This is a genomic window from Devosia sp. 1566, from assembly GCF_004005995.1.
Classification (GTDB): domain Bacteria; phylum Pseudomonadota; class Alphaproteobacteria; order Rhizobiales; family Devosiaceae; genus Devosia.
Map to the genome: position 1 here is coordinate 3,691,139 of NZ_CP034767.1, position 11,869 is coordinate 3,703,007.

Sequence of the window (11,869 nt, forward strand, 5' to 3'; positions counted from 1 at the left end):
CCCGCCTAGTGAAAATTGCGTCCGCTGGGCAGGGCCGCATGGGCGTGGCGGCGGGCTGTATCTTCGTGGCGCAACTGGTCTCGTTCCGGTCCCCGGCTGCCCGGGGTGCCGGTGCGCCCTTCGTCCGCACGCGCCAACACGGCATCGCCCAAGGGATGACCATCGGCAATGTCCAAGAGGGTTGGTGTCAGGTCCGTCAGCTGTCGGGCAACAATATGGATCACGAGACCCTCCCGCTGCAGCTCGCCCTTGACCGCCAGCATGCGCGCACCCAGCACCACGCGCCGATTGGCTTCAAACACTTTTGGCCACACGATTATATTGGCCACGCCGGTTTCATCCTCGAGGGTAGCAAAGATCACTCCCTGCGCAGTGCCCGGCCGCTGGCGCACCAGCACCAGACCCGCCACCTCCACTTGCCGGCCGGGGGAAAGCCCCAGCAAGGCGCTGGCCTTGACCACGCCGCGCCTTTCTAGCTGCGGCCGGGCAAAATGCACCGGGTGGCCTTTTAGCGAGAAGCTGAGGTGGCGATAATCATGGATCACCTCTTCGCCGGGCGGCATCGGCGGCAGGCCCGCATCGGCTTCTCCTTCGCCGAGCGATTGCGCCCCTGGGGTGGCGGCAAACAAGGGCAGCGTTTCGGCGCCGGCAGTGGCCGTCAGCCCTTTTACCGCCCAGGCCGCATCGCGACGCGATAGCCCCAGTGAGCCAAAGGCATCCGCCTGCGCCAGGATCTCCAGGCTCGCTACCGGCAGCCCGGTGCGCAGCCACAGATCGCGCACGGAATCATAGCCCCGCCCGCGGCGGGCGACGAGACGGTTGGCGTGGTCCTCCTTAAGGCCCTTGATCGCCGACAGCCCCAGCCGGATGGCATGGGTAGAGCGGATGTCGCCCACCATTTCGGCATGCTGCACCCACAAATGCTCGGCCGCCGGGCGGCTATTGCCTTCCAGCACATGCTCGAGGTGGGAGCGGTTGATATCGACGGGCCGCACTTCCACCCCATGCTCGACCGCATCGCGGATAATCTGGGAGGGAGCATAGAAGCCCATGGGCTGGCTGTTGAGCAGCGCGCAGGCAAACACATCGGGATAATGGCATTTGAGCCAGCAGGAGGCATAAACCAGCAGCGCGAACGAAGCCGCATGGCTTTCGGGAAAGCCATATTCGGCAAAACCCTGGATTTGCGCAAAGCAGCTTTTGGCGAACTCCAGCTCATAGCCATTGGCGAGCATCCCGGCGATGAACTCCTCGCCGAATTGCGCGATCTGGCCGGTGCGTCGCCACGCGGCCATGGCCCGGCGCAACTGGTCGGCCTTCCCAGCCGAAAAGCCCGCCCCGACCACGGCGATCTGCATGGCCTGCTCCTGAAACAAGGGAATACCGAGGGTGCGCCCCAGCACGGCCTTGAGCTCGGGCTTGGGATAGGTGACCTCCTCATTGCCTAGCCGGCGCCGCAGATAGGGATGCACCATGCCGCCCTGGATTGGCCCTGGCCGCACAATGGCCACCTCGATCACAAGGTCATAAAATCTTTGCGGCCGCATCCGCGGCAGCATGGACATCTGCGCCCGGCTTTCGATCTGGAACACCCCGATCGTATCGGCGCGGTGGGTCATGGCATAAACTCGCGCCTTCTTGGATTGGTCGGGATCGGTTTCTTCAGCCAAAAGATCTACCAGCCGGATCTCCTGATTGTAGTGGCGGTGCATCAGCTCAAAACCGCGCCGCAGGCAAGACAACATGCCGAGTGCCAGAATATCGACCTTGAGAATGCCCAGCGCGTCGATATCGTCCTTGTTCCACTCGATGATGGTGCGGCTTTCCATGGCCGATTTGCTGATCGGCACCAGACTTTCCAGTGAGTCCCGGGTGATGACGAACCCACCCACATGCTGGCTCAGATGGCGTGGAAAGCCATGCAGAACCTTGGTCACCTCGAACAATTGGGCGAGCACGGGATCATCGGGATGCATGCCGATCCGCTCGACTTCGCGCAGATCGAAAGGGGCACCCCAGCCCCATTGCATCTGGTTGAGCGCAGCCACCGTATCCTCGGCCACCCCGAACACCTTGGCCGCTTCGCGCATGGCGCTCTTGGAGCGATAGGAAATCACATTGGCGGTGAGGCCCGTGCGCTTGCCCCCATATTTCTGGTAAACATATTGCATCACCTCTTCGCGCCGCTCATGCTCGAAATCGACGTCGATATCGGGCGGCTCGTCGCGTTCGGTGGAAATGAAGCGCCCGAACACCAGATTGCCGGTGACCGGATTGACCTCGGTGATCTCAAGGCAAAAGCAGACGGTGGAATTGGCCGCCGAACCGCGCCCCTGGCACAGGATCTTGCGCTCGTAGCGGGCAAACATCACGATGTCATGGACCGTCAGGAAATAGGCCGCGTAGCGCTTATAGGCGATCAGGCACAATTCGCTCCAGATCATGCGCTTGACCTCGTCGGGCACCCCATCGGGAAAGCGCCTGGCTGCGCCGGCCCAGGTCAAGCGCTCAAGGGTCTGCTGGGCGGTTTCCCCATTGCCGACCGTTTCCTCGGGATAGTTGTATTTGAGCTGGTCGAGCGAAAAGCCAATCCGGTCCATCAGCAGCTGGGTTTGCCGGAGGGCATCGGGATGTTCGGCAAAGAGCCTTGCCATTTCCCGGCCGGGCTTGAGATGGCGTTCGGCATTAGCTTCGAGCCGCCTGCCGGCGGTTTCAAGGGTCAGGTGCTGACGGATGCAGCTGACCACATCCTGCACCATCCGCCGGTTGGGCTCGTGGTATAAAACGTCATTGGTGGCGAGCATGGGCACGCCATGCCGGTGCCCCATCTCGGCAATGCGGTTGAACCGGGCCCGATCGGAGCCGGCGTAGCGGGGGGCGGCAGCAACCCACACCCGCCCCTTGGCCTGCCCGGCCAGGGTTTGCAGCGTGCGCTCGGTCAAATCCCAATCGCTTTCATCGGGCATGAGGATGAGGAGCTGCCCCGCCGCCGCTTTTTCCCCCGCTTCGTCCCTTTCCAGAAGATCGGCGAGATACAGCACCGGAGCGCCCTTTTCCCCTCGCCCATTGCCCAGCGTCAGCAGCTGGCACAGGCGGCCATAGGCCTGCCGGTCACTGGGATAGGCGATGATGTCGGGTGTGCCGTCGCTGAACACCAGCCGTACGCCCACGAGATAACGAAAGCCGGGCGCCTGCGGCCCCATGTCTCGCGCCACCATGTAGCCGCGCACCACGCCGGCAAAGCTGTTGCGATCGCATAGCCCGAGCCCGGTCATGCCATAGTGGATGGCGGCTGATACCAACTCTTCAGGGTGCGAGCCGCTGCGCAGAAACGAGAAATTGCTGGTGCTCACCAGTTCCGCAAATTGCGGCGCCGGCGGCTGCTCCCGCCCACCTCCGGACGGAGGGAATGACAGCACCCGGTTCATGAAAAGAACCCGTGCAGATACCAGGACGGTCCGGCGGTGCTGCCGTAAAAGCCCTGCCGATAAAGCCAGAACCGCCGCCCGCCATCATCCTCGGCAATAAAATAATCGCGCGTTTGCGCTTCGGGATCAAAGCGCACCAATTGGGGTAGATAGGGCTGAGCCTGCCCCGGCTTGCTCCCCTGTCCCTGCGGTGGCACCAATTGCAGGCGCTGGCCGCTGCGCCACCATTCGGCCGCTAGGCGCTCGGGCCCCGAGGTCTTGATGAACTGGTACCCCACCCGCCGCCAGATCATGCCGGCGGGAGGACCATCGGGCACCTGGGCGGCGGTGATGGTGATGGGCTCGGGCACCGGCAGGAGCCGCAGCGGCCGCGCCCGGCCGGGATCGGGCAGCGCTTCGGGATCGTCGGGGGTGCGGGCGATCACCGGCTCAAGCCGCACGGCCCGCTCGGGAATATGGGTATTGCTGAATTTGGTGCGCAGCACCGCCAGCGCCCCCAGGCGGCTAGCCATGCGGTCATAAAGCCGGTCCAGATCCTGTGCCCCGTCGGCAGCGGCAAAGGCGCCCACCTGCACGGCATCGAGCGGGGACACCGAGCTGGCAGCAAGCCGGATCGCATCAATGCCAAACCCCGCATCGTAATCTCCGCCCAGCCGCTCGGAGCGATGGGCGAAAAGACGCGCAATATGGGCAGGGTCTCGCGTGGCCCGGGCCGCATTGACCGACAGGCACATCACCTTGTGGTCCACCCGATAGAGGAACAGATGAAAGCTTTGCGCACCCAGCCCTTCGCTTTCGAGCCGCAGCCCAATCTGCACCGCCAGGTCATGGGCACACATCAGCACATCGTCCATCAAGCCGATCGGGTCGGCAAAGCGGCGCTCGGCATAGCGTTCAGCCAGGGGCAGGCGGGGCACGGGACGTTCTTCGAGTGCGCCATAGGCTTGGTCGAGCCGGGTCAGCAGCGACAAGCCGAACCGGGCCTGCAGGGCCTTGCGCTCGCGCCCGCGCACCTGCCCTACCTGCTTGAGCCCCATGGCATTGAGCCCGGCAATCTGGATCGGGCTGAGGCGAAGCGCGGCGACCGGCAGATGCGCCAGGACCCGCTCGGTATCGGCCGCAGCCACCACCTGGTTGGCGGCAAAATGGGCAACAGCCCAGGCTGCGCCCACGGTGGAGGCCACCGCGCCCTGGACCCGATAGCCCAGAACCGCCAGCCGCTTGAGCAGGGTCGCAAGCATCGCTTCCTCGCCGCCAAACAGATGCGATACTCCGGTGATATCGAGCACCAGATCGCCAAAGGGGCTCATGTCGGGCAGCACCGCGACCAGCGGGCTGGCATTGGAATGCCAATCAGCAAAATCGGCAAAGGCGGCTTCCAGGAGCGGCCGGCCGATAGGCAGCGTGTGCAGATTGGGCACCAGCGCGCGCGCATCGGCCAGGTTCTGGCCCGGGCTGAGCCCGGCCGCCGCCGCTTCCCGATCCACCGCTGCCAGCCGCATGCCCCCCTTGATGCGCTCAAACAGCGCCAGGGGTGACTGCAGCCGCCGATCAGCCCGCTTGAGATAGTCGGTCGCCCAATCGGTCAGGTAAAGTGCCAGGAAGCGGCGTGCTCCCCGTTGTTCCATCCACACCGGGGCGGGCTGCTTGCTCTGCTCGAAAGCCATTTTCTGTCCACTCCAGGATCCATTCGCCGCCATGGCTTTGTCCAAGCGCGCCCTTTTCAAGTCGGGCGCTCCAGCGGCTCGCCCCCGGCGCACGGGCGTCGAACGGGGTGGGTGAGCTCAGCAGGGGCGCCAGGTGCCAGCGCAACTGCGCGGCGCTCGATTCGCGCCAGCGCCCATAGCGCAGCAGAAACACCGATGCCCCGCCGCTTTGGGCGCGCATGCTGAGGCGCCGGCTGGCGGTGAAATCGAGAATCTTGGGCTGGCCCGCGACGTCGGCGACCACGGCCGCTACCGCCCCGCAGCCCAGCGCTTCTTCAGCCGCCCACAGCAATTCGGCGATATTGGCAGGCCGGATCAGCACCAGGTCAGCCGCATCAAAGCCAAAAAACTGCAGCCCGCTGCCATAGGGCAGGCCCATTTCCTGAGCATCGGCCGTCATCTGCAGATAAACCACTGCTTGGCGGGTACCCCCCAGCAATCCCCGCGCCTGCCCCAGCGCAAACCCCAGCACAGCGCCGCCATTGCGCCGTTCATCGGCGAACACTTCATGCACCACCCCCGGGCCAGCCAGGGGAAAGCCGCCCGCCATCGCTCCCGGTGCCGCCGTTTCGGCCAGGGCCGGGCGGCGTTCGAGATCGGCAATACGGGTGCGCAGCGCCGCAAGGCGCGTTTGGCGGTCAAGGTCGCTCATGGGGCTTTCGGTTCTTGGTTCAGAACAAAACAAGAACACTACGGACCGGGTTCCGGAGTCAAGCCGAGTCTTTTTGCGGGGTTGGGGAAAAGGTTAACCTTTGCCATCCACCGCCCTCGCAATGAAGGATGGAACGCTAACCGCGCCTTAGCGCTTTCCTCTTACGCCGAAAGGCCAGATGCCGGCAGAGGTTTTGCATGTTCGACGCCCTTACTCGCTTGTTTGCAAAACCGGAAACGGCAATGGACGAGCATGATCCGCAACTGGCGGCAGCAGCCCTCCTGGTGCATCTGGCATCGGTGGACGGGCAGATGAAGCCCGAAGAGCAGCAGGCCATCAAGACTGCGCTGATGAGCCACTACCAACTCGATGAAGCGGCTGTGGATAAACTGGTGCGGCAAGGCGCCATGCGCGATGCCGAGGCGGTGGATTTCTACCGCTTTACCTCGGCCCTGACCGCGCTGGAGCTCGAGGATCGCATCGCCATCATCCGCATGATGTGGGAAGTGGTGTTTGCCGATGGCAAGAATCACGAACTTGAGGACAACATGGTCTGGCGCATTGCCGAGTTGATCGGCGTACCTTCGCGCGAACGCACCGTGCTGCGCAACCAGATCGGCAAATCTCGATCCTCTTGAGCTACCAGGCCTTGAAGGTGCCGATGGTTTTGGCTTCATCAAGCGCACAATCGAACTCGCCAGCCTGGTCGGCGGCGGCACGCGCCAACTCGTTGGCATCGGGATTAGCCAAGGCGTCCACATAGGCGATGTGACAGGAATTGCCTTCGGCAATCTGGCTAACCACCAGGATCTCGTTGCTGTCTTCGCCCGTTTCGGCATCGGCAGTGTGGTAGCGCACGATGGTCGCGATAGGCAGCCAGCGGCCTGAGGCGTTGGACAGCCGCCATTCCAGCTTGGGGCCGAGGCGGTTGAAGGGCGGCAGGGTTTGGGCGCCGTTCTCGTTGTTGTCGCCAAAGCCATAGGCCAGGGAAAAGCGCAGGTCCCCTTCCATGACCTTGAGCGGAAAGCCTTTATAGCCGGGGCAGGCCCAGCTGGCGCCGAAATCGTCGGCGTCAAGCACGAGGCACTCGTTCAGATCCAGATCGGTATAGGCGCTGTTGAAACCCGATTGGGCCAGGGCGGGGGTCGCCAAGGCACTGGCCCCCCATGCCGCACCGAGGCAAAATAGCCCTGCCATTCTGATCGAGATCAAATTCGCCACCTTTGTGTTTCTGCTACAAAACCGTTGCAAGCCATTCCATCACAGGGAGAAACGCCGATGTTCAACAACATCCTCATCGCCACCGACGGCTCCGAACTGGGCGACAAGGCCCTCGCTGCGGCGCTCAACCTAGGCAAGGGCAGTGGCGGAAAGGTGACCGTTTTGACCGTGACGGATCCGGTGACCACCATGGTCGGGGGCACGGGTGGATTTGGCCAGATCGATGCGGGGCCGCTGATCACCCAGCTCGAGGATGGCTATCGCGAACGTGCCGGCAAGGTGCTGGCGGCGGCCCAGGAGCAGGCGCAAGCCCTTGGAATGGCTGCGGAAACGCTGCACCTGCCCGACCATCTGGCGGCTGACGGCATCATCGAAACGGCCGAGCAGCAGGGAAGTGATCTGATCGTGATGGGCTCGCATGGGCGGCGGGGACTGGGGCGATTATTGCTGGGCAGCCAGGCGGCCGAGGTGCTGGCCCGCGCCAAAGTGCCGGTTTTGGTGGTGAAATAAGCCACTACAGGCAAGAGGCTTGCTTTTGCTGGCGGTTCTGGGCAACAAGGCCGCCACCTTTTCGCCACCCAGATGAACCAAGGCTGAACGCCCAATGAACATCGACGCCATTCCAATCGGCAAGAACCCGCCCGAAGACCTCAATGTGATCATCGAAGTGCCTTTGGGCGGCGAGCCGATCAAGTACGAAATCGACAAGGCCTCGGGCGCGTTGTTCGTGGATCGGTTCCTCTACACCCCAATGCGCTATCCCGGCAATTACGGCTTTGTGCCCCATACGCTGTGTGGCGATGGCGACCCGCTCGATGTGATCGTGATGAATTCGCGCCCGCTGGTGCCCGGCGCCGTGGTGCGCTCGCGCCCGGTCGGCGTGTTGTTCATGGAAGACGATGGCGGGCAGGATGAAAAGATCATCGCGGTGCCCGTATCCAAGCTAACGCGCATGTATGACAACATCCTCGATATCGAGGATTTCCCGGAAATCCAGCTTGAGCGGGTGAAGCACTTCTTCACCCACTACAAGGATCTCGAGCCCGGCAAATGGGCCAAGATCGACCGGATCGGCAATCTGGCCGATGCGCGCAAGGTGATTCTCGATTCCATCGAGATGGCCAAGGGCGCCCAATAGGCCCTGCCCCATCTTGGCCGCAACGCGGGTGCAGCTTTCGAGCAATGCACCTGCGAGGGCCCCTGATGAACCGTCGAACTGCAACGCTGCTTACCCTGGGCCTTTGCGCCACCCCGGCGCTGGCCGAGACAGCATCATCCTCCTCGCCCGACATCGCTGCGGCTTTAGCTGACCGGCTCGATCGCGCCGGGCAAGGCAAGGGTATTGCGACGGCCCGGCTGCACAATGGCGAGGTCCAATTTGCCGCCCAGGGCGTTGTTGCCGAGGGCGGCGCGCCGGTAAGCGAAACGACGATCTTCGAGATCGGCTCGATCAGCAAGCTCTTCACCAATCTGCTGCTGGCGCAACTTGTGCTCGATGGCGCGGTGAGCCTTCCTGCACCCGTTGCCAACTACCTGCCGGCCGGCACGGCGGTACCCAGCCTTGCCGGCCGCGAGATTACCCTGTTTGATCTTGCGACGCACAGTGCGGGCCTGCCCGCCATTCCCCCCGATCTGGGCGTGGCAGATCCCGCCGATCCATATCGCGGCTACAGCGCCGAACAGCTGCTGGCGTTTCTGACGGGCTACACGCTGCTCCGGGAACCGGGCAGCCAATTTGAATATTCCAATACTGGGGCGGCGCTCCTCGGACTGGCGCTCGAGCATACCGGGGGGAAACCCTACGCCGATCTTGTGCACGAGCGCATTCTTGAGCCCTTGGGCATGACCGAGACTGGCCTTGTGCCCGTCGATCCCGGGCGGTTTGCCACCGGGCATGACCGGGCCGGCAATGCGGTACCCCATTGGGGCTTTGACGTGTTTGCCCCGGCGGGTGGTTATTGCTCCACCGCCGCCGATCTCACTCGCTTCGTCCAAGCCGCCAGCGGCGCTGTGGTGACCGATCTCGCTCCAGCCTTCGCGCTGATGCTGGCCGAGCAACGACCGGCTGGTTCGCCCAATATGCGCATTGGGCTGGGCTGGATGGTGCTTAATGGCCCAACCGGCCCACTGATCTGGCACAATGGCATCACGGGGGGCTTCAACAGCTTCATCGGCTATGCGCCCGAAAGCAAAGCGGGCGCGGTGGTGCTGGCCAATGCGGTGACGCAAACCGGGATCGAGGATTTGGGCTTTCACCTGCTCGAGGCCAGCCTGCCGCTGGCGCCACAACCAGAGCGGCGAGAGCCGGTCAGCATCGATCCAGGGCTGCTGCCGCGCTATGCCGGCACTTATCGGCTGGGGCCCGAATTCGACCTGGTGGTCACGAGCGAAGGGGGGCGGCTGTTCGTGCAGGCGAGCGGGCAAGAGCGGCTGGAAGTGCTGCCGCAAAGCGAAACCGAGTTCTTTTACACCGTGGTCGACGCCCAGATCAGCTTCGAGCTCAATGCCGAGGGGCAGGTCACCGGGCTCGTGCTGCACCAGAATGGCCAGGATATTCCCGGCAAGCGGCAATGAGCGGCCGGGTCGTCATCCTCAATGGCGCGCCGCGCTCGGGTAAATCGAGCATCGCCCGGGCCATGCAGGACAGCCTGCCCGGGCAGTGGATCAATCTAGGGGTGGATGGCCAGAACGCCACCCTGCCCGAAGTGCTGCGCCCGGGAATTGGGTTGCGGCCGGGCGGTGAGCGGCCCGATCTCGAGCCGGTGGTGGTCCGGCTTTATCACGCGCTTTACGCCTCGATCGCCGCGCATGCCCGCGAAGGCTTTGATGTGGTTGCGGATGTCGGGCACCACGACGGCTATTCGGCACCCCTCGGGATCCTGCCGCGCTCGGCGCGGCAGCTAGCGGGGCTCGATGCACTGCTTATAGGCGTGCGCTGCCCGATCGAGACGATCATGGCGCGCCGCAATGCCGATCCGCAAAACGGGTTCTATGCCGCGGGACCAGGTGTTCCCGCACCGGTGCTGCGCTGGCAGGAGGCGGTGCACCAGCCCGGCATCTATGATGGGGAAGTGGACACGGGCAGCATGAGCCCACAGGACTGCGTGGCCGTGATCGCGGAGGCGCTGACCCGGCCCAAAACGGCCCTGCCCCAGCTCGCCCGGCTCTAGCGCCCCAGCCCCATGCGGGCCAGCAAATTGTCGCGGCGGATGAACTGGTGGTAAAGCGCGGCGGCGATGTGCCCAAGCGCCAGGATCAGCAGCAGCCGTGCCACAATGGCATGCACGGTAAAGGGTGGTGCCAGGGCAAAATCGGGCAAGGCACCGCCGCCGCCAAACAGCACCAGATTACCGCCGGTTGTGATCAGGGTGCCCATGCCGCTCGCGACCATGACAAGGATCACCAGGTAAAGCCCATAGTGCACGCTGCGCGCCGCCAGGTGCTCGAGCCGCGAGGGGCTGGCGCCGTCCTCGGGCCGGCGATCGAAGAACACCCACCAGACAATGCGGAACACGGTCAGCACGGCGATGCAAACCCCGACAATGGCATGAAAGCGCAGCAAGCCCGCTTCGGTCGCCGGATCACTGGCATTGCTGGCAGACAGGCCGGTACCCAGCATGACGGCGATGGCCGCCGCGGTGATCCAATGGATGAGGATGGCGATAGTGCCATAACGACGCGGCGTACTCTTGAGCGACATGGGAGTGATCCTTGTGCCGGCTGGAGGGACCGCCTATACATATCATACTATGAAAAAAAATAGCAAGCTATGTAAATGGCACTGAGCCGTGAAACTTCGGCGGGGTACCTCGCCAACTGGGCCGCGCGGCTGTTTGCGCGCGAACTGGACCGGCAGTTGCAGCCCACCGGCATTGCGCCCGCCTATATGCCGGTGATGTTCGCCCTGGGCGACGGGGGAACGCTGACGCAAAAGGAACTGGCGCGCCGCGCGGCCGTGGAGCAACCAACAATGGCCGCAACGCTCAACCGCATGGAGCGCGACGGCTTCATCAGCCGCCGGCCCGACCCGGGGGACCGACGCAGCGCGCTCGTCGTGCTGACCCCTTCCGGGCTGGCCCTGCTGCCCGAGGTGGAGCGGGTGGTGCACACGATCAATGCTCTGGCCCTGGCGAGCCTTTCCAGCGCCGAACAGGCGGCGTTCTTTGCCGCAATCGGCAAGATCATCGCGGCACTGGAACAGCAGGATCCAGCCCTTGCCCCATCGACCGCCTAATCGGCGCGCCGGCTATAGGTCAGGATGGCATTGCCCTTGCTGGTGCGCTCCATATTCTTGAGCTCGAGGCGGGTGGTCGGATCATCGGGGCCGAACAGGTGCCGCCCCTTGCCGGCAATCACCGGGTGCATGATCAGCACCAGCTCGTCCATGAGGCCCGCGAGCAGCAACTGGCGCACCAGCGACAACCCGCCCATGGCGGCGATATCGCCACCGGGCTGGTTCTTGAGCCGGCGTACGAAATCGAGGAGGTCCCCCTCGATCAGCTCGGCATTGCTCCAGGCAAGCGGCGGGGTCAGGGTTTCGGAGGCGACATATTTGGGCACGCCATTGATGAACTCGGCAAAATCGAGGTCCTGGCTGGCATTGGGCCAATAGCTCGCCCATTGCTCAAAGCCGACGCGGCCCATCAACACCGTGTCGATGCTGCTGATGGTCTGGTCCATCAGGGCGCTCAGTTCCTCGTCAAAGCTATCGAATTGGAACTGGTCAGGCGCTTCGGCGACGCCATCCACGGAGTAAAACAGGCCGGCTATGAGTTTTCGCATGATGTTGTCCTGATCGGGATGACACTTGCTCTTGCGACGCACAGAACGGCCCGAGTTCGACAATTCTGCGGCGATTTTGT

At 63.8% G+C, this 11,869-nt stretch carries 12 protein-coding genes; 6 read left to right on the top strand and 6 right to left on the bottom strand.

Annotated features, from left to right (window positions below; all coding sequences use genetic code 11):
* Positions 1 to 5: 5 nt before the first annotated feature.
* From ELX51_RS17570 to ELX51_RS17580, 3 genes are read right to left on the bottom strand one after another with little or no spacing between them, the layout of a single operon-like run.
* The gene (locus ELX51_RS17570; RefSeq protein WP_127754709.1) at positions 6 to 3,428 is read right to left on the bottom strand and encodes an error-prone DNA polymerase; all 3,423 of its coding nucleotides are present in this window, start codon (positions 3,426 to 3,428) and stop codon (positions 6 to 8) included.
* Complete coding sequence (locus ELX51_RS17575) at positions 3,425 to 5,095, bottom strand: DNA polymerase Y family protein (RefSeq protein ID WP_164854907.1); 1,671 nt, start codon at positions 5,093 to 5,095, stop codon at positions 3,425 to 3,427. The genes ELX51_RS17570 and ELX51_RS17575 overlap by 4 nt, the downstream gene beginning before the upstream one ends.
* Positions 4,980 to 5,786, bottom strand: a complete 807-nt coding sequence (locus tag ELX51_RS17580; protein WP_127754711.1) for a hypothetical protein — start codon at positions 5,784 to 5,786, stop codon at positions 4,980 to 4,982. The genes ELX51_RS17575 and ELX51_RS17580 overlap by 116 nt, the downstream gene beginning before the upstream one ends.
* A gap of 197 nt (positions 5,787 to 5,983) precedes the next feature.
* Between ELX51_RS17580 and ELX51_RS17585 the strand changes: the two genes are divergently transcribed.
* On the top strand, positions 5,984 to 6,424 hold the full coding sequence (locus ELX51_RS17585; protein ID WP_127754712.1) for a TerB family tellurite resistance protein: 441 nt from the start codon (positions 5,984 to 5,986) through the stop codon (positions 6,422 to 6,424).
* A 1-nt stretch (position 6,425) separates the two neighbouring features.
* Here the strand turns inward: ELX51_RS17585 and ELX51_RS17590 are convergent, their stop codons facing one another.
* A complete protein-coding gene (locus ELX51_RS17590) occupies positions 6,426 to 6,938 on the bottom strand; it encodes a hypothetical protein (RefSeq protein ID WP_127754713.1) in 513 nt (170 codons plus the stop codon).
* Positions 6,939 to 7,064: 126 nt separating this feature from the next.
* On the opposite strand from ELX51_RS17590, the gene ELX51_RS17595 reads away from it, so the two are divergent.
* From ELX51_RS17595 to ELX51_RS17610, 4 genes are all read left to right on the top strand, one after another.
* A complete protein-coding gene (locus tag ELX51_RS17595; protein ID WP_127754714.1) occupies positions 7,065 to 7,517 on the top strand; it encodes a universal stress protein in 453 nt (150 codons plus the stop codon).
* 94 nt (positions 7,518 to 7,611) lie between these two features.
* The gene (gene ppa, locus ELX51_RS17600; protein ID WP_127754715.1) at positions 7,612 to 8,145 is read left to right on the top strand and encodes an inorganic diphosphatase; all 534 of its coding nucleotides are present in this window, start codon (positions 7,612 to 7,614) and stop codon (positions 8,143 to 8,145) included.
* Positions 8,146 to 8,210: 65 nt separating this feature from the next.
* The gene (locus ELX51_RS17605; protein WP_164854908.1) at positions 8,211 to 9,581 is read left to right on the top strand and encodes a serine hydrolase; all 1,371 of its coding nucleotides are present in this window, start codon (positions 8,211 to 8,213) and stop codon (positions 9,579 to 9,581) included.
* Positions 9,578 to 10,177 (top strand): chloramphenicol phosphotransferase, encoded by a 600-nt coding sequence (locus tag ELX51_RS17610; protein ID WP_127754717.1) that lies wholly within the window; start codon positions 9,578 to 9,580, stop codon positions 10,175 to 10,177. Before ELX51_RS17605 ends, ELX51_RS17610 begins: the two co-directional genes overlap by 4 nt.
* Here the strand turns inward: ELX51_RS17610 and ELX51_RS17615 are convergent.
* Positions 10,174 to 10,707 carry a cytochrome b gene (locus tag ELX51_RS17615; protein ID WP_127754718.1) on the bottom strand — a complete coding sequence of 178 codons (534 nt, stop codon included), beginning with the start codon at positions 10,705 to 10,707 and terminating at the stop codon, positions 10,174 to 10,176. The genes ELX51_RS17610 and ELX51_RS17615 overlap by 4 nt on opposite strands.
* A gap of 75 nt (positions 10,708 to 10,782) precedes the next feature.
* Between ELX51_RS17615 and ELX51_RS17620 the strand changes: the two genes are divergently transcribed.
* The gene (locus ELX51_RS17620; protein ID WP_127754719.1) at positions 10,783 to 11,241 is read left to right on the top strand and encodes a MarR family transcriptional regulator; all 459 of its coding nucleotides are present in this window, start codon (positions 10,783 to 10,785) and stop codon (positions 11,239 to 11,241) included.
* Here the strand turns inward: ELX51_RS17620 and ELX51_RS17625 are convergent.
* A complete protein-coding gene (locus ELX51_RS17625; protein ID WP_127754720.1) occupies positions 11,238 to 11,789 on the bottom strand; it encodes a dihydrofolate reductase family protein in 552 nt (183 codons plus the stop codon). The two genes, ELX51_RS17620 and ELX51_RS17625, sit on opposite strands and share 4 nt — an antisense overlap.
* Positions 11,790 to 11,869: the final 80 nt, after the last annotated feature.

What these genes read in the sequence shown, in the direction of transcription:
- ELX51_RS17570 (WP_127754709.1), bottom strand. Translation starts at nt 3,428, where the DNA reads ATGAACCGGGTGCTGTCATTCCCTCCGTCCGGAGGTGGGCGGGAGCAG.
- ELX51_RS17575 (WP_164854907.1), bottom strand. Translation starts at nt 5,095, where the DNA reads ATGGCTTTCGAGCAGAGCAAGCAGCCCGCCCCGGTGTGGATGGAACAA.
- ELX51_RS17580 (WP_127754711.1), bottom strand. Translation starts at nt 5,786, where the DNA reads ATGAGCGACCTTGACCGCCAAACGCGCCTTGCGGCGCTGCGCACCCGT.
- ELX51_RS17585 (WP_127754712.1), top strand. Translation starts at nt 5,984, where the DNA reads ATGTTCGACGCCCTTACTCGCTTGTTTGCAAAACCGGAAACGGCAATG.
- ELX51_RS17595 (WP_127754714.1), top strand. Translation starts at nt 7,065, where the DNA reads ATGTTCAACAACATCCTCATCGCCACCGACGGCTCCGAACTGGGCGAC.
- ppa (WP_127754715.1), top strand. Translation starts at nt 7,612, where the DNA reads ATGAACATCGACGCCATTCCAATCGGCAAGAACCCGCCCGAAGACCTC.
- ELX51_RS17605 (WP_164854908.1), top strand. Translation starts at nt 8,211, where the DNA reads ATGAACCGTCGAACTGCAACGCTGCTTACCCTGGGCCTTTGCGCCACC.
- ELX51_RS17610 (WP_127754717.1), top strand. Translation starts at nt 9,578, where the DNA reads ATGAGCGGCCGGGTCGTCATCCTCAATGGCGCGCCGCGCTCGGGTAAA.
- ELX51_RS17615 (WP_127754718.1), bottom strand. Translation starts at nt 10,707, where the DNA reads ATGTCGCTCAAGAGTACGCCGCGTCGTTATGGCACTATCGCCATCCTC.
- ELX51_RS17620 (WP_127754719.1), top strand. Translation starts at nt 10,783, where the DNA reads ATGGCACTGAGCCGTGAAACTTCGGCGGGGTACCTCGCCAACTGGGCC.
- ELX51_RS17625 (WP_127754720.1), bottom strand. Translation starts at nt 11,789, where the DNA reads ATGCGAAAACTCATAGCCGGCCTGTTTTACTCCGTGGATGGCGTCGCC.